We start from the raw sequence: 17,005 nt of genomic DNA on the forward strand, positions 1-17,005 counted from the left end.
CGAAAGGCAGCCTGATGGGCCGCTTCCTGCTCGGACGTCTGCTGCAGGCGGTGCCGACACTGATCATCGTATCGGCGGCGATCTTTTTTGCCATGCGACTGATCCCCGGCGATCCTGCTTCCGTCATGCTCGGCGATCTCGCGACGCCCGAACAGGTCGAGGCGCTGCGCCGGGAGATGGGCTTGTCCGGCGCGCTGCCGTCGCAATATCTGACCTGGCTCGGTCATATTTTTTCCGGCGACTTTGGCAAGTCGATCTCATCAGGCGAACAGGTGCTGCCGCTGATGCTGGACCGCTTCGCGGTGTCCGCGACCATCGTCGTTACAGCCGTGGCGTTTGCCGCGCTCATCGCGGTACCGGCCGGCATGTTCGCGGCTTGGCGGCAGGGCACCTTCGCCGACTACGGCACGGTGGCACTCTCAACGCTCTTGTTGTCGATCCCGAGCTTCTGGCTCGGCCTGATGATCCTCTTGGTATTCGGCATGTGGCTCGAATGGTTTCCCGTCATCGGCTACGTGTCGCTGAGCGAGAACTTCCGTCAGGGTGTGCTGTTCATCTTCATGCCGGTGCTCACGCTGATCATGGTCGAACTCGGCCCGATCGTGCGCATGGCGCGCGCCTCCACCATTGAGGTGTCGCGGCTCGAATATATCACCCATGCCCGCGCCAAGGGGCTGTCGGAATCCGAGGTGATGTGGCGCCATGCCTTCCGCAACGCCTTTGCGCCCACCTGGACATTGATCGGCCTGATCCTCGGCGGATTACTCGGCGGCATCGCCATCACCGAGACGGTATTCACCATTCCCGGCCTCGGCCGCCTGCTGGTCGAGGCGATCTATGCCCGCGACTATCCGGTGGTGCAGGGCTGCATCCTGTTCATCAGCGTCATCTATGTCATCGTCAATCTGATCGTCGACATGCTGTATCCGCTGTTTGACCCCAAGATCGCCCAATGACGCGCTACTTCCCCCGCCTCGCGCGCGGCCGCGCCAATCTCCTGATCGGTGGCGGCCTCGTGCTGCTGCTGACCCTGCTCGCGATCTTCGGCCCCATGCTGGCGCCCTATGATCCGCTCAAGCTCAACCTGCGCGCGGTGCTGAAAGCACCTTCCGCATCGCATCTGTGCGGCGCCGACGAATTCGGCCGTGACGTGCTGAGCCGCCTGATCTATGGCGCACGCACCACCGGCTGGATCGCGCTCGCCACCGTTGCCATCGCCGTCTCACTCGGCCTGTTGTTCGGCATCGTCGCCGGCTTCCTGCGCGGCTGGACCGACAGGATACTCATGATCCTCAACGACTCGCTGCTGGCCTTTCCCGGCCTGCTGCTGGCACTGTTCATCATGGCGATCTCCGGCGCCAGCCGCGAGGCGCTGATCCTGGCGCTCAGCGTCGCCTATATGCCCGCCGTGGTGCGCGTCGCACGCGCCAGCGTGCTGTCGGTGCGCGAACGCGAATATATCGAGGCATCGCGGGTGATGGGCAATTCGGAACTCGTGACCATGGTGCGCCATGTGCTGCCGAACTGCATGGCGCCGATCACGGTGCTGGCCACCACGATGTTCGGCTGGGTCATCCTGTCGGAGAGCGCGCTGAGCTTTCTCGGCCTCGGCGTGCCACCGCCGGCGCCGAGCTGGGGCAACATGCTGGCCTCGGGCCGGCCTTTCATCACGCAGGCGCCGTATTTGCTCATTTTGCCGGGCCTGTGCATCTCGCTGACGCTGCTCGGCATCAACATGCTGGGCGACGCGCTGCGCGACTGGCTCGACCCGAAGATGCAGGCCTGATGCGATGACGATGACACACGATCCATCGCAGCCCGTCATCGCCGCCGAGCATCTGACGGTTACCGTCGGCCCCGACGGCAACAAGCTCGTCGACGATGCCAGCTTCTCCATCATGCCCGGTAGCATGCTGGCGCTGGTCGGCGAGTCCGGCTCCGGCAAAACCATGGCCGCGCGCGCCGTGCTCGGCCTGCTGCCGACGCCGCTGATCGCCGCACCCGGCAGCAGCATCAGGTTCCGCCACACCGAACTGGTCGGCATCGCGCCGCCGGCACTTCGTAAAATCCGCGGTGCGCATATCGGGATGGTGTTCCAGGAGCCGATGGTGTCGCTCAATCCGTCAATGACCATCGGCCAGCAGATGGCGGAAGGTCTCAAACTGCATCATCGCCGGCTGTCGCGCGGCGAGATCCGCGAGCGCTGCCTCACGATGCTGAAGCGCGTCAGCATCCCCAATCCCGTTCACTGCCTCGACGCCTATCCGCATGAATTTTCCGGCGGCATGCGCCAGCGCATCATGCTGGCCTCGGTGATGCTGCTGAAGCCGGACCTGCTGATCGCAGACGAGCCGACCACGGCACTCGACACGCTGGTACAGCGCGACGTGCTCGATCTGATGGTGGAACTGACGCAGGAGAACGGCACCGCGGTGCTGCTGATCAGCCACGACCTCGGCATGGTTTCGCATTATGTGCGCGATGTCGCCGTGATGCTGAAGGGCCGGATCGTCGAACAGGGTCGCAGCCTCGACGTGCTGTCGTCGCCGCAGCACGACTATACTCAGCGTCTCGTCGACGCGCTGCCGCGACGAAGCGCCGGCGGCTTACGCAGCGCCCGCACGATCAAACCGCTGGTCGAATTGCGCGATGTGGTGATCGACTATGCGGGACGCCCGCGCCTGTTCGGCCGCACGGAGGCCAAGCGCGCCGTCGACGGCGTCGATCTCACCATCGGCGAGGGCGAGACGCTGGCGCTGGTCGGCGGCTCCGGCTCCGGCAAGACCACGCTTGGCCGCGCCACCGTCGGCCTGATCACACCGACCTCCGGCAGCATCGCCTTCCGCGGCGGCCAGATCATGACCTGGCGCGGCCGCGCGGCGCGGCTGCAGCGCGAGGAAATGCAGATCATCTTCCAGGATCCGTATTCATCGCTCGATCCGCGCCAACGCATCGGCGACATCGTCGGCGAACCACTGCGCCTCGACACCACAATGGATGGCAAGGCGCGCGAACTCCGCGTGCGTGAGGTGCTCGATGAAGTGGGCCTGTCCCAGGACTTCCTGCGCCGGCTGCCGCATCAGCTCTCCGGCGGCCAGCGCCAGCGCGTGGCCATCGCCCGCGCCATCGCACGGCGCCCGGCCTTCGTGGTCGCCGACGAGCCGGTGTCCGCGCTCGACATGACGGTGCAGAAGCAGATCCTGAAGCTGATCCGCGAGTTGCAGGAGCGCTATGGGTTTGCGTGCCTGTTCGTCTCGCACGATCTCGGCGCCGTCGAGCAGGTCGCCGACCGCGTCGCGGTGATGCAGAACGGCAAAATCGTCGAGGTCGGCAGCCGCGATGACATTTTCGACCGTCCGCAGCATGATTACACAAAGCGGCTGCTGAATGCGGCGATGCTGCTGGACCGGAGATTTGAGGGAGCGGTGGTGGCGGCGGAGACGGCGGTCTAGCGCCATACACTCAGGCTGTCATACGCGGGCTTGACCAGCGTACCTATTTTTGCCGGTCACTCCGCCCTCATCCTGAGGAGCGGTCGCCTTCGACCGCGTCTCGAAGGATGGCCGCGAGCTCCGGAGTGCGGCAACCATGGTTCGAGACGCGCGCAAGAGCGCGCTCCTCACCATGAGGACGGAGTACGAAAAAACCCGGAGCCGTCGCTGGCCCCGGGGTCTTCAAGTCTGCCGTAACGCTGCGGGCAGTTACGGCTTCTTCCACACACCCCAGGCGCGCGGTTTTTCGAGCGGCCACGACTCGTAGTTCACGAGTTTTGGCGAGACCGCCTCGATTACGGGATAGTAGTAAAGCCCGAGGATGGGCACTTCCTCTGCCATTTTGGCGTGGAGCTGCTTGAGGATCGCCCTGCGCTCGTCAAAGCCGATGGCGTTTAGCGCCTTGAGATAGAGCGCCTGCGCGTCCGGATCATCCCATTGCGAGGTCGGCGCCTTGGCCTTGTTGCCGATGATGGTGCCATACATCAGCATCGGGTCGGCGCGGGAGGAATAGCCAAAGGACTGGAGCTGGAACTTGCCGCTCATCCAGTTCTCGAGTTGCGCCGCCCAGTCGATGACGTCGAGCTGCACGTTAAAGCCGGCGGCGTTGAGCATGGCCTGCACCACGACGGCATTCTCATACATGCCGATATAGCGCTTGTTGGTCTGCATCTTGATCGGCTCGCCCTTGTAGCCGGCTTCCTTCAGCAGCTTCCTGGCGGCTTCCGGATCGTATTTCGGCCAGGCCTGGAACGACTTGTCGAAATAGGCCGAGGATTCCGCGACACCCGACGGATTGAATTCGGTGAGACCCATCAGTTTGGTCTCGGCCATCTCCTTAAAATCGATCGCATGGGCCAGCGCACGGCGGATCTTGACGTTCGACATCAGGGGATCGGTGGTCTGGATCAGGATCGCCGACAGCGACAGGCCGGGCGCGGTCTTCACCACGGCGCCGCGCTTCTTCATCTCCTCGATGCGGGAGACCTGGAGATAGGTAACGATATCGACCTGCCCCGCAAGCAACGCGGTTTCCGCCGCGGTCTTGTCGGGGATGACGACGAAGCGCACCTCGTCGAAATAGCTGGTGCGGTCGCCGCCGAAACCGTCGCGCTTCTGCTTCGACGGCACATAGTCCGCGAAACGCTCCAGCGAAACATATTGCTCCTTGCGCCATTCCTTCAGCCTGAACGAGCCGGAACCGATCGCCGATCCTGCAATCCAGTTGCCCTCGGCGTCGACATTCTTCGGGCTGGCAATCCAGAAATTGCAGACGATATCGGCGAGCCGCACCAGGAACAGCGTGTTCGGCTTGTCGAGGGTAAAAACTACCGTTCCGTCGTCCGGTGCTTCCACCGACTCGACCTTCATGCCACGCGACCCGTCGAAGCTTGCGGCGCAGACCCATGGCGCACCGGACTTCGGGGCGGCCATGCGGCGGTCCCACAGCCACTTGACGTCGGCGGCCTTCACCTTGTCGCCGTTGTGATAGACCATGCCGTCACGGAGCTTGAAGCTGTAGGTCTTGCCGTCCGGCGACACGTCCCAGCTCTCGGCGGCGGCGGGGCCGATGGTCATGTCGTTCCTGTGCGCGACAAGCTGCTCATAGATATGGTTGAGGACGTGATCGGTGAGATTGTCGCTGCGCGACGCGTCGAGCGTGCGGATATCCGCCGTCATCACGATACGCATCGTGCCGCCGTGGATCGGCTCCTCCGCACGTGCCATGCCGGCGAAAGCTGCGCCCGTAGCAATCGCGGCCAGGACGGTAGCGAAGACAGATCTCATCCTCATGCGGCTCTCCAAATCACGTTGCACAAATGTCTAAAGTCCAAAGTTCCGTGCCGTCTCGTCGAGTGCGCGCTTGAGCTTGTCGACGAGTTCATCGATCTCGGCATGAGTAATGACCAGCGACGGGCTGAGTACGATCGACTGGCCGACGGCGCGAACGATCAGGCCCTGATTGTAGGCGGCCTCGCGGCAGAAGACCCCGGCGCCGTCCTCGACCGTGAAGATCTCGCGGGTGTCTTTGTCCTTGACCAGTTGCAGCGCCGCCAGCGTGCCTATGCCGCGCACCTCGCCCACGACCGGATGCTGTTCGAATTGCGCCAGCGCCTGATGCAGATAGGGGCCGATATCGTCGCGGACGCGATCGACCAGGCCTTCGCGTTCAATGATGTCGATATTGGCGAGTGCCACCGCGCAGGCGACGGGATGGCCGGAATAGGTATAGCCGTGAGCGAGCAACCCGCCGGCGCCGATGGTCTCGAACACCCGCTTGTTCATCGCCACCGCGGCGATCGGCAGATAGCCAGAGGACAGGCCCTTGGCCAGCGTCATCAGGTCCGGCGTGACGCCGTAAGTTTGCGCGCCGAACCATTCGCCGGTGCGGCCGAAACCGCAGATCACTTCATCCGCAATCAGCAGCACATCGTATTTGCGGCAGATGCGCTGGATTTCCGGCCAGTAGGTCGATGGCGGATCGATCACACCGCCAGCGCCCTGCACCGGTTCGCCGATAAAGGCCGCGACATTCTCTGGCCCGAGTTCGAGGATCTTCTGCTCGAGCGCCTGCGCGACCTGCAGTCCGAACTCCTCTTTGGTGAGCTCGCCACCGAACATGTACCAGTGCGGATGCTGGATATGCGCGAAACCCGGGAGCGTGCCGCCGTCCATGGCATGCATGTGCGGCATCCCGCACAGGCTCACGGCCGCCAGCGTGCTGCCGTGATAGGCCATGGTGCGGCTGATGAAGGTGCGCTTGGTGGGCTTGCCCTGCAGCTTCCAGAAATAGCGCACCATGCGGACGATGGTGTCGTTGGCCTCGGAGCCCGACGAGGTGAACAGGAAGTGGTCGAGACCTTCCGGCGTCAGCTGCGACAGCTTGTGCGCGAGCTCCGTCATCGCCGGCGTCGTCGACTGGAAATGGTTGCTGTAGAACGGCAGCTCCGCCATCTGCCGGGCGGCGGCATCGACCAGCTCCTGCCGGCCATAGCCGACATTCACGCACCACAGCCCGGCCATGCCGTCCAGGAATCTGCGCCCGTCACTGTCCCAGATCTGGCAGCCCTCGCCGCGCACCACGACGCGGGTGTTGCCGCTGGCGATCACGGCGGGATCGGTGAAGGAATGGACGTGATGCGCGCCGTCGAGCGCCTGCAGATCGCCGGTCGTTCTTGTTGTATCGAGCATGTTTTTCTCCGACGACGCCGGACAGCCACGGGGGCCAGCGTCAACGAAGGGATCATCGAATTGCCCGGACGATCGCGGGAGATGCCAAACAGGGGGTCGGTGGTGCGCGCTGCGCACCGTGAGGGATGACGCTTCAATAAGAACTCGTCATGCCCGGGCTTGTCCCGGGCATCCACGCCTCACTTCACTTCTGTCAAAAACGTGGATGGCCGGGACAAACCCGGCCATGACGGCGGAGAGAGGCGTGCGCCGCGGCTCTACGCGTGGCGCTCGAAATCCGCCGGGGTCAGTTCGATCGGCTGGCCATGCGGCGTGCGATCGGCGGCGTGGTCCCAGGCATCGCGATAGCGATGCAGCGCATCCGCCGTCGTCAAACCCTTTTCGGCGATCAGGTTTTCCAGCGTCGCCAGCCAGTGCCGGTAATAGGTCTCGCCGGTGTCGGCATCGCCACCCGCCTGGGCGCGCTTGATCTCGGCAGCCAGCGCCGCAGCCCATTCCGTCCAGGTGAACACGCCGCCCTCATGCAGCGTCACGGCCATGGCAAAGGCCTGGGCCTCCCACGGCTCGCGAAACACGGGACCCTCGGCGTCGCAGGGGATGCTCGGGATTTCGGCCGTCGCACGGGTTGCAGCTTGAGTATTGGTCGTCATCATACCGGCTCCAGACATCAGGCGAATCCTACACCGACGCGCGCCTCACGCAAATCTCGCTGCGTGACGCGCATGGCAGGTGTCTAATTCCTGACCTGCGAGAAAAACTCCAACATAAAGCGCGATATGCGGCGCGTTGCCCCGTCTGCAGGCTCACACTGCACAATCTGCGATCTTGCTCCGCTGAATAATTTTGGCGTACCCGTCGCTGCACTCGATCCCGTGAATAAAAGGTAGACTTAAGATGGAAAAGCCAAGCCTCATCCTGACCGGAGGACGCGTGTTCTGTGGTCTCAACGAGGGCTTTGTCGAAGCCATCGCGATCGCATCGGGACGCGTGCTGGCGACCGGCTCGGCCGAGACAATCGCCGAGCTTGCCGGGCCGGATACGCGCATCATCGAACTCGCCGGCCGCACCGCCATCCCGGGCCTGAACGATGCGCATATGCATCTGCTGCCGCTCGGCCTGACCATGACCGAAATCAATCTGCGGCCGGAAACCGGCGCCAACTCGATCGGCGAAATCCTGCGCCGCGTCGCCGAGAAGGCCAAGACGGCCAAGCCCGGCGAATGGATCAATGGCCGCGGCTATGACCATTACGAGCTCGCGGAAAAGCGACACCCCACTGCCGAAGAGCTCGATCAGGTTGCGCCGAACAATCCGGTCTATCTCAAGCGGACCTGCGGCCATGTCGCCGTGATCAATACGCAGGCGATGCGCGCGGCCGGCATCGGCCACAACACGCCGCAGCCCGATGGCGGCATGATCGAACGCCGCGACAACAAGCTGACCGGCCTGCTCGCCGAACGCGCGCTGCGCCTGATCGTCGACGCCGCGCCGAAGCCCAGCGCCGAACGCCTGCGCGATGCGATCGACCGCGCCGGCCGCTTCATGGTGTCACAGGGCTTCACCAGCGTGATGGACGCCGCGGTCGGCATGGCCGCGGGCATGGATGAGATCGACGCCTACGAGCATCTTGCGAAATCGAATACGCTGCCGATCCGCACCTGGGTCTGTATCTATGGCAACACCGACGGCATCGGCGATCAGGCACATGCTGCAGGTTATCGCTTCGGCCGCGAGGTCGGCATGCTGCGCTATGGCGCGATGAAAGTGTTTGGCGACGGCAGCGCGGGCGGACTCACCGCTGCGATGTCCGAGCCCTATCTCGTGGGCGGTCCCGATAACCGCGGTATCTTCTGCTACACCGACAAGGAAATGCACGACTATCTCGCGCATTATCACGGCCTCGGCTACCAGCTCGCCATCCACGCCATCGGCGACGCCGCCATCGAGCAGGTGCTGTCAGGCATCGAGAAAGCCTCGACGGCGGACAATCCGATCCTCGGCCGCCGCCATCGCATCGAGCATTGCGGCTTCCTGAGCGACAGCCAGATCGCACGCATGGCCGCCTCGGGCATCGATCCGGTGCCGCAGCCGGTCTTCATGTATGAATTCGGCGATCTCTACATCACCAATCTCGGCCAGGCGCGCACTGATGTCGCCTATCCCATGCGCAAGTGGTTCGACGCCGGCCTGCATCCCGCAGCGAGTTCGGACGCGCCGGTCTCGACCACCGATCCGTTCAAGAACCTGTTCACGATGACGACGCGCATGTCCAACCGCCACACAGTGCTCGGCGAAGGCCAGAAGCTGTCGATGGCGGAAGCGATCCACGCCTACACCTATTTCGGCGCCTATACGCAATTCGCCGAAGATCGCATGGGCCGTCTGGTGCCGGGCCAGCTCGCGGATATCGCCGTGCTCAGCCACGACGTCTTCACCTGCGCGCCCGAGGAAGTCGAGAAAGACACTCGCTGCGATCTCACCATTCTCGGTGGCGACGTCGTCTTCGACAGGCTGGGTCAAGTCGCGGTCGCCGCCGAATAAAGGGAGCGCAAGACGCTGCGCTGTTCAATCCAGCGCATTCTTCTTGCGATCCCGATCTGGTCTATGGGTGTCTGGTCGGCTGACCCTGATGCAGGTCATGCCGACCGGGGCGGATCTCGACTAGAGATGTCGTCATAACGATCACGATCTTTAATTGCCCCGATATTCAGGGTTTCCCCCAATAGCAATACGCGCAGCGATCGAGATGATTGCCTCTCTGATTTTTCGGCTGAGATTCGCTGAGGCCGAAGTCGCCCAACGAAGACCGCCTGGTGATCGGAGAAGTCATCATGCGAAAATACTTAGGGACGACCGCGCTCAGTCTGGTTGTTATTTCAGTATCAGATCTGCTGGATTGCTGCACTGCAAATGCCCAGCAGGTCGTCGCGAACGGCACCACGCAGAACGCGAGTGGAACGATCAACACGGGCGTGTTGGCGCCCACGGCAGGCTACGGGCTCTACGCACTCAACAATGGAATCATCGATAGCTTCAGCCCGCTGAGTGTGATCACAGGGGGCTCAGCCTCCCACGCGGCATACGCGCAGAGCGGCGGCAGTATCACGCTCTTCAGCGGCTCGTCCGTTTCGACCACCGGCGGAGGCGGAGTGGGTCTGTTCGCAACGGGGATCAACTCGATCGTCAATGCGACCGACACCACCGTCTTCACGACAGGTAGCAACGCCTACGGCGTCGAAGCGGCACAGGGTGGGACCGTAAACCTTGCCGGCGTTTCGGTCACGACAGCTGGCAGTATGGCCTATGGTCTTTTTGCCACCCAAGCCAACGCGATGATAAGCGCGACCAACGTGACCATCAACACGACCGGGGGCGCTGGCTACGGAGCGCGGGCGAATGCAGCTGGGCATATCGCTCTCAATGGAGGCTCGATCACAACCACCGGCAGCGGCGCCGACGCCCTCATCACCATCGACAGTACCGCCACGATTGATGCGGCAAATATCATTATCCGTACAAGTGGCCCAACGGCCAGCGGCGCCAACGGGTTTTACGGAAGCATGACACTCGACAATCTTGCGGTCACGACGATTGGCGACAACTCGCACGGAGCCAGGGCCGACAATGCCGGCTCCGTCGCAGTCACAGGAGGGACGTTCACAACCTCCGGAGCCTCATCGTTCGGCCTGCTGGCGACATTGGGAAGTACGTTGACTGCAACCAACGCCACGGTGGTCACGAGCGGGGCCAGCGGAATTGGCGCAAGCGCGCAATTTGGTGGCCAGCTCATCTTGAACGGCGGAACGGTCACAACCACAGGCGCATCGGCGGCAGGTCTTTTTTCGGTCGGGTTGCTTTCGACTCTATCGGCCACGCCGGCGGTTCCGACAGCACTCATATTGCTCGACGATGCCGCAACGCCTTCTGCCAGTCCAACCGGCTCAACTCTCACTGCGAACGGAGTGACAGTCAGAACATTCGGAACTGGATCTCATGGTGCTAGCGTCCGCGGCGGAAGCAGCCTTGCGCTGAACGACAGCACCCTGACCGTTTCCGGTGCGGGCGGCGCCGCGCTGTACTCCTCTGCCTACGACACGGGGGTCAGTATTGCGCAGATTTCAAACAGCACACTCAGTTCAGCCCAGGGCGCAGGTATCCGGACCTCCGGCACGACGCTGAATGCAACATTGCTTGGCTCCTCACTCGCCGGAAATCCGAATCTCCTGGAAGTCGTTGCCAATGGAACGCTGAACTTGATAGCAGCATCTTCGACACTTACCGGCGCAGCGGTGACGGACGCGGGAAGCACGTCAAATGTGACATTGCAAAATGCAACGACATGGAAGGTGACCGGCAACTCCAACGTTTCCAATCTTAGCAACACGTCGAGCTTGATCGATTTTGCACCGCCGTCGGGCGGGGCGTTCAAGACGCTGAGCGCCATCAACTATGCGGGCGTCGGCGGAACCATCGGATTGAATACGTTCCTCGACACGGATGGTGCGCCATCCGACAGGCTCTCGATCAACGGCGGGACCGCAACGGGTGATACGTCGTTGCGCGTGACAAACGCAGGTGGCGGCGGTGAGCTGACTGTCGGCAACGGCATCCTTGTCGTCGACACGACCAACGGCGGCACGACGGCGCCAGCTGCATTCAAGCTCGCCGGACCGGTCGTGGCTGGCCCCTTCGAATATACGCTCCATCGCAGCAGTGTAGATGCTAGCAACTCGCAAGCGTGGTATCTCCGCTCGACGCTCGATTGTAGCCTCGCCCCCAACGCAGCGGTATGCCCGTCGCCGCCGGGTCCAGCACCGCAACCGCCGGTGCCGAACTTCCGGCCGGAGACCTCCCTCTATGCTGCGGTGCCTGCGATGGCCCTGCTCTATGGACGGAACCTCCTTGATACGTTGCACGAGCGCACGGGCGACCGCGAGGACGTCGGTGGACGCACTGAGTCGAACGCCGATGCGCCCTTCATCGGAGGCTGGGGCCGCTTTATCGTCATGACCGGGCGGCGCGACGGGGACGCGCGCGGCATTTACGGCACCGGTCCGCAGTACACATATAATTTCCTTGGCCTTCAGGCCGGCCAAGACTTTGTGCGCCGCGAACACAGCAACGGCAGCCGGGATCATCTCGGTTTATATTTTGCTCTCGGCGGGGCCTACGGGCGAGTTACTCATTATGACGGCATCACCGGCGAAAGTGACGTCAAGGGCTACACTCTCGGCGGTTACTGGACTCACTTTGGCGCGACTGGTTGGTATTTCGACACTGTGCTGCAGGGCACCTGGTACGACGTGACCAGCAACGCCAATCGTGGCCTAACCTCGCTTACCACTGACGGGGCGGGTATCGGCGGATCAGTCGAGGCAGGCTATCCTATCAACTTGCGCCACGGATTTTTCATCGAGCCGCAGGTCCAGGTCGCCTATCAGGCGATTGATCTCGCCGGCAGCCGTGACGTCGGCGCCCAAGTTCGCTTCGACAAAGTTGGTTCGTTAGCAAGCCGGATCGGCGCCCGTATTGGGCGTGATTGGAGCATCGGTGATGATGCGAGCCGCCGTCGTTTAACTGCTTGGATCCGCCCAAGCCTCTGGCACGAATTTCGCGGAAATCCTCTGACCGAGTTTTCGTCCGATACCGGCTTCACCCCTTTTCAAGCCACACTCAACGGCACGTGGGGCGAATTGAACGCCGGCGTCAGCGGCCAGGTGACCTCGAATGCCACTCTGTTCGCCAGTGTTTCGTATCAATCTCGCTTCGAAGGAAAGAGCTACGCATACAACGGCAAGTTTGGAGCCAATTTTAGTTGGTGAATATTCGACGGCTGACTCCGAGAGTCCGACTCATCATGAGTGAAGGGCGATGGATGTTTGTGCTCCGCTCCCGGAGACCAGACTGTCCATGAGATCGCGGAGTACCACTCGCCGCCTGAGTTGCTGGTTTACTGGGGAAATGTCGCCGGCAAGGGTCGCCTCCTCATTCGAGGGCATTTCCGCCTCCCATCGCCGGCGAGACGATCACGCAGGTCCAACCAAAGATCGAGTTAATTTTCGCGCGCTTCTGCTGTGACGCAGAACGCTGATGTCGCCGACCAGGGCGGAGGGCTCACAGACCTACGCGGCCTCCGTCGGAGGCCGCCGCTTCGTTTGTATATGGAGGCTCCATTGATCAGCTACGGCTCAATGGAGCGCCATTTCAATGACGACAAGGCGCCTTAACGGACGCGCTTGCGACAGGAGGCACCTGTTCCGCTGACCGCTGCACGGCATTGGTCGATCGTGTCATAACTACAATCGGTGCCCCGCGACTGTGATTTGGCGCACCACGCCCTCCCCTTGGCTTCGCTCTGCGTGGTGACGAATACCATGCTCGCGCTCGCCACGATCGTGGAAACAAGCAGGGACAACAAGAAACGCTTCTTCAGGTTCTGCATCGCATCCTCCTTTTCAATCGTCGGAATAATGGATGACGCCATTGCATCACGATATCGGGTGTTGACCTGATCCGAGCCGCGGAATCACCCCTGCGATCACAGCGAAAGATCGTGATGCGCTGGAATGGCTATCACAGCCGCAACGGTGCAATCGTATCGCTCACCTGCAATAGCGATGCGATACCGGGTGGGATCTTCCGCTCGATGTGCGGACCCAGCAACGACCATGGCGCCAGTAATACCGGTTATGCCAATGCCGCCTGTGACTCCCCACGGCCGCTCCGGTGGCAGCGCCAATAGCCGCACCGCGTCGGCCGCCGACGGCGCCGCCAATGATGGCACCGGACACAGCGCCGCGTCCTGCTGCGCTTTGGGCAAGCGCATCCGCCAGCGGAACCACTGCAGACAGCGCGAGTAGAACGAGCAAGGCTGAGATCCTTCGCATGCGTAACTCCCTGACAATTGATGCTGTGGCCCCCGCACGCGTTCCGATTTGAAATGCACATCCAGAACAATGGCTATCGGGGAAAACCCTTGGTCGGTGCACATGACGCGCCATCGCATGTGTCAGCGCCTTACTAATTATTCACTGGGACACGCGGCTCTTCCGAATTATTGGAGCGCGATGCGATACTTTTTCCATATTCTGGACGGGCCGAAAGTTTTTCCAGATGAGGTCGGAAGCCGCCTTTCAAATCCGAAACTTGCGATCACGCAAGCGCGCGCCCTTGCTACGGAATTGAGCAAGGCCGGTGCGCTTTGCAGGGCCCATCTTGTGTTCGTTCTCGACGAGAACGGCAACCGAATCTTCAGATGCCGGGCCAACTGACGGCTTCGCATATGGCTGTCGTCGCATAGGCGGATCGGGACGTCGCCGAAGAAGTTGCCGAGTATCAGGGTAAAGCCCGATACCCGCTCAGGTGCTTTCCCCTATATCTCCTGTCGCGCTTCAAATTTTCCGGACTATCCTGCACCACGTCGTCATTTACGGGGTTCGGTCGTGCGGGCCAGAATCTTCAGATTTGCAAAGATCCTGATGGCGTTTGTCGGCATCGCGCTGATGACGGTCTTCGCTGTCCGCATCTACGATTCGCAGCGCGGCCTGCCACTCGAGACATGGCATACCTACGTTCCGCATGAGCTCCATGCGAGCAAGCTGGATACTGCCGACTGGGCGCAATATATGGCGGCTGAGGCGGAGCTTTTCGACGAAGTCCAGCGCGAGGTATCGCAGAAGCTCGATGCGACAGAACGTGTGCCACCCAATCGGTATTTCGAAGGCAGCCCGGTCTATCCTCCGCATTTCGTGCAGGACTTCAACCGATCCTTTGTGCTGGAACCGAAGGGGAAGCCGATCGGAGCGGTCGTGCTTCTTCATGGCCTGACGGATTCCCCCTACAGCCAGCGCCATATTGCGCGCTTCTACCGCGATCAAGGCTTCCTGGCGATCGTCCCAAGGCTGCCGGCGCACGGCACGGTTCCGGCCGCGCTGACCGACGTCGCGTGGGAAGACTGGATGGCTGCCACGCGGCTCGCAGTGCGGGAAGTGAAGAAGCGTGTGAATTCGCCCGTGCCGCTGCATCTGGTGGGATTTTCCAATGGCGGCGCGCTGGCCATCATGTATGCGCTGGATGCCATCGACGACGAAAAACTGTCGCGACCCGACCGCCTGATACTGATCTCACCGATGGTCGGCATCACTAGTTTTGCACGGTTCGCCGGCCTTGCGGGATTTCCGGCAATTCTGCCCGCCTTCGCCAAGGCCGCTTGGCTCGACGTCGTTCCGGAGTTCAATCCCTTCAAGTACAATTCATTTCCGGTGAATGGCGCGCGTCAATCGCATCTTCTGACCAGGGCTCTGCAACGGAGGCTCGCGCGCTATGCGAGCGAAGGCAGACTGAGCCGGTTTCCACCCATCCTGACATTCCAGTCGCTGATGGATTTCACCGTCAGCACGCGGGCCATCGTCTCCGATCTCTATGCCCATCTGCCGGCCAATGGGAGCGAACTCGTTCTGTTCGACGTCAACCGCACCGCCCGATTTGGCCCTCTGCTGCGCACCAGCACCGACACCGCGCTGGCGCGCATTGTACCCGCCGGCCCGCGGCGCTACCGCCTCGCCATCATTACCAATTCCGGTGACAATAATGACGACGTGATCGAGCGTGTGACCGAGGCCGGCACCGTCGACGAGCATTCCCGCCCGCTCGGCCTGAACTATCCACGGGGCTTCTATTCGCTGTCGCATGTGGCGCTGCCATTTCCGGTCAGCGATTCTCTCTATGGGGCGGAGCCGGACAAGTCCGAGGATTTTGGCGAGAACCTCGGTACCCTGGCGCCGCGCGGCGAACGCAATGTGCTGATCGCCAGCCTCGACTCGCTGATGCGGGCGTCATCAAACCCGTTCTTCCCCTATATGGTCGGCCGGATCGGTGAGAGCATTCTCACCCCCGCAAAGACCGCCCAACCTGCCCGATAAAGCGATGACCGATGATAAATGCCGACTATCGAAGAACGAGATTGGATATGCCTAGTGCCAGATTCAATCCGATCTGGCCCTCGACAGAGAGCGGCTGCAGCGTGATCGTACGGCGGGATCCGCCGACGAGGACATTGGCGCCAAGACCCAGGCCGATGGCAACATTTCCGCTTGCCCCGACATAGCTGCCTCTCAATGTGCCGCGGCCGATATTACTGTTCCGCGCAAAGACGCCCCAGAACAGTGTCCCTCCTCGGGTTACGCCAACATCGAGGCCAACCCGCCTGATCGTGCCCCTGTAACTATATTGCCGCGCAGCCACGGTCGACAGGAAGACACATTGCATCTCCTGGCGTGAGCCTAGAACCAGCCCGACTCTCGGACCGGTGCTGCATGTCAGTCCGCCGACGCGGAAAAGCTGTTGCGCGTGAGCCGGTGCGGATAGCATCTGCGGGATCAGGAAGGCGCATGCCACGGTCAATATGCGAATGCTGAACATTTGCTTCCCTCTCGAAACCGCGACAAAATAACCAGGCTTCTGCCGGACGAGGCTAGCCGTCAGCACGTAATAGTTAATCGGGAAAAACCCTGAAGAGGTCATGATGAGTACCCGGATTGCCGGGGAACATTGATCTGGATTCAGGTACGCGCAGCAACGCCTGTCCCCGCGGAAAATTCCAGGTCATGCGCAGAGGCCGGAGCGCCACAACTACGGCTGCTTTGCCTCGCTTTTGGCCGAATCCGGAAACTTTAAAATTCGGTAAGAAAGTGGCGGCGCCGATGGACAAACGCCATCTTCAGCTCAGGCGACCGCTCCTGAAACTTCCCAGATATCGCGGGCCCGGATGGCCGGCCGCAAGAGCGCCGTCGTCGTTGTCTCTGAAGAGAATGGTCGGGTGATGTTTGGATCAATCAAGGCGTTCATCTCGCGTGCGATGGAAGACGCCAATCAACGGAAAAACGTCGAGCAGAGAGAGCTTCTCATCGTGACCGCGGCATTGCTCATCCGCGTTGCCACCGTCGATAGCGAGCTATCGGATATCAGGCGCGTCAGATTGCATGCCATTTTCAGATCGCATTATGGGCTGGATGACGCGGCTACGGTTCAGCTTCTCGTTGATGCAGATGCAGTCGCTCGTAGCGCGGTCGATCTTTATCGCTTTACCCGGCAACTCAACGAGTTCCTCGATGACGATGGACGTCGACGGATCGTTCAACTCATGTGGGAGACCGTTTACGCGGATCAGCGGGTCAACGAATTTGAAGAGAATCTGATCTGGCGTGCGGCAGACCTTCTGGGTGTATCGTCCCGGCAGCGTGTCGAACTTCGACAGCACGTCGTCGCTCGCATAAAGAATTTGGCCGCGATGTCAGCCTGACGCGATCAGGTGCATCCTAGAG

The 17,005-nt window shown here is 61.8% G+C and carries 14 protein-coding genes; 8 read left to right on the plus strand and 6 right to left on the minus strand.

The genetic code is table 11. The features are described from left to right. Window positions 1-14 precede the first annotated feature (14 nt). The 3 genes from AB8A50_RS19265 to AB8A50_RS19275 are packed head-to-tail and all read left to right on the plus strand — an operon-like array spanning window position 15 to window position 3,452. A complete protein-coding gene (locus AB8A50_RS19265) occupies window positions 15-956 on the plus strand; it encodes an ABC transporter permease (protein WP_439078616.1) in 942 nt (313 codons plus the stop codon). Continuing rightward, window positions 953-1,786: an ABC transporter permease gene (locus AB8A50_RS19270; protein WP_439078617.1), complete on the plus strand. Its 834-nt coding sequence runs from the start codon at window positions 953-955 to the stop codon at window positions 1,784-1,786. The genes AB8A50_RS19265 and AB8A50_RS19270 overlap by 4 nt, the downstream gene beginning before the upstream one ends. Window positions 1,787-1,796: 10 nt before the next feature. Continuing rightward, window positions 1,797-3,452, plus strand: coding sequence for a dipeptide ABC transporter ATP-binding protein (locus AB8A50_RS19275; RefSeq protein WP_439080000.1), 1,656 nt, complete (start codon window positions 1,797-1,799; stop codon window positions 3,450-3,452). Between the two features lie 249 nt (window positions 3,453-3,701). On the opposite strand, the gene AB8A50_RS19280 is transcribed toward AB8A50_RS19275, so the two are convergent. The 3 genes from AB8A50_RS19280 to AB8A50_RS19290 all read right to left on the minus strand — a co-directional run bounded on the left by AB8A50_RS19280 (window position 3,702) and on the right by AB8A50_RS19290 (window position 7,336). Beyond that, the gene (locus AB8A50_RS19280; RefSeq protein ID WP_439078618.1) at window positions 3,702-5,285 is read right to left on the minus strand and encodes an ABC transporter substrate-binding protein; all 1,584 of its coding nucleotides are present in this window, start codon (window positions 5,283-5,285) and stop codon (window positions 3,702-3,704) included. A gap of 30 nt (window positions 5,286-5,315) precedes the next feature. Beyond that, window positions 5,316-6,683, minus strand: coding sequence for an aspartate aminotransferase family protein (locus AB8A50_RS19285; protein WP_439078619.1), 1,368 nt, complete (start codon window positions 6,681-6,683; stop codon window positions 5,316-5,318). Window positions 6,684-6,940: 257 nt separating this feature from the next. Next, complete coding sequence (locus AB8A50_RS19290) at window positions 6,941-7,336, minus strand: nitrile hydratase accessory protein (protein ID WP_439080001.1); 396 nt, start codon at window positions 7,334-7,336, stop codon at window positions 6,941-6,943. Between the two features lie 241 nt (window positions 7,337-7,577). Here AB8A50_RS19290 and AB8A50_RS19295 point away from each other — a divergent pair, with 241 nt between their 5' ends. Together AB8A50_RS19295 and AB8A50_RS19300 are read left to right on the plus strand one after the other, a co-directional pair. Then, window positions 7,578-9,224 carry an amidohydrolase gene (locus tag AB8A50_RS19295; RefSeq protein WP_439078620.1) on the plus strand — a complete coding sequence of 549 codons (1,647 nt, stop codon included), beginning with the start codon at window positions 7,578-7,580 and terminating at the stop codon, window positions 9,222-9,224. 290 nt (window positions 9,225-9,514) lie between these two features. Beyond that, window positions 9,515-12,505 carry an autotransporter family protein gene (locus tag AB8A50_RS19300; RefSeq protein ID WP_439078621.1) on the plus strand — a complete coding sequence of 997 codons (2,991 nt, stop codon included), beginning with the start codon at window positions 9,515-9,517 and terminating at the stop codon, window positions 12,503-12,505. Window positions 12,506-12,906: 401 nt separating this feature from the next. Here AB8A50_RS19300 and AB8A50_RS19305 read toward each other — a convergent pair whose 3' ends face one another. Further along, complete coding sequence (locus AB8A50_RS19305; protein WP_089263548.1) at window positions 12,907-13,125, minus strand: DUF3551 domain-containing protein; 219 nt, start codon at window positions 13,123-13,125, stop codon at window positions 12,907-12,909. Between the two features lie 96 nt (window positions 13,126-13,221). Next, on the minus strand, window positions 13,222-13,689 hold the full coding sequence (locus AB8A50_RS19310) for a hypothetical protein (protein ID WP_439078622.1): 468 nt from the start codon (window positions 13,687-13,689) through the stop codon (window positions 13,222-13,224). 61 nt (window positions 13,690-13,750) lie between these two features. Between AB8A50_RS19310 and AB8A50_RS19315 the strand changes: the two genes are divergently transcribed. Together AB8A50_RS19315 and AB8A50_RS19320 are read left to right on the plus strand one after the other, a co-directional pair. Then, on the plus strand, window positions 13,751-13,954 hold the full coding sequence (locus tag AB8A50_RS19315) for a DUF6894 family protein (RefSeq protein ID WP_439078623.1): 204 nt from the start codon (window positions 13,751-13,753) through the stop codon (window positions 13,952-13,954). A 207-nt stretch (window positions 13,955-14,161) separates the two neighbouring features. Beyond that, window positions 14,162-15,604 carry an alpha/beta hydrolase gene (locus tag AB8A50_RS19320; RefSeq protein WP_439080002.1) on the plus strand — a complete coding sequence of 481 codons (1,443 nt, stop codon included), beginning with the start codon at window positions 14,162-14,164 and terminating at the stop codon, window positions 15,602-15,604. Window positions 15,605-15,629: 25 nt separating this feature from the next. On the opposite strand, the gene AB8A50_RS19325 is transcribed toward AB8A50_RS19320, so the two are convergent. Continuing rightward, on the minus strand, window positions 15,630-16,205 hold the full coding sequence (locus AB8A50_RS19325; protein WP_439078624.1) for a DUF992 domain-containing protein: 576 nt from the start codon (window positions 16,203-16,205) through the stop codon (window positions 15,630-15,632). 244 nt (window positions 16,206-16,449) lie between these two features. Here AB8A50_RS19325 and AB8A50_RS19330 point away from each other — a divergent pair, with 244 nt between their 5' ends. Continuing rightward, a complete protein-coding gene (locus tag AB8A50_RS19330; RefSeq protein WP_231078843.1) occupies window positions 16,450-16,983 on the plus strand; it encodes a TerB family tellurite resistance protein in 534 nt (177 codons plus the stop codon). Window positions 16,984-17,005 lie beyond the last annotated feature (22 nt).

Origin of the sequence: Tardiphaga sp. 841_E9_N1_2 (genome assembly GCF_051811065.1) — a bacterium.
GTDB lineage: Bacteria > Pseudomonadota > Alphaproteobacteria > Rhizobiales > Xanthobacteraceae > Tardiphaga > Tardiphaga robiniae.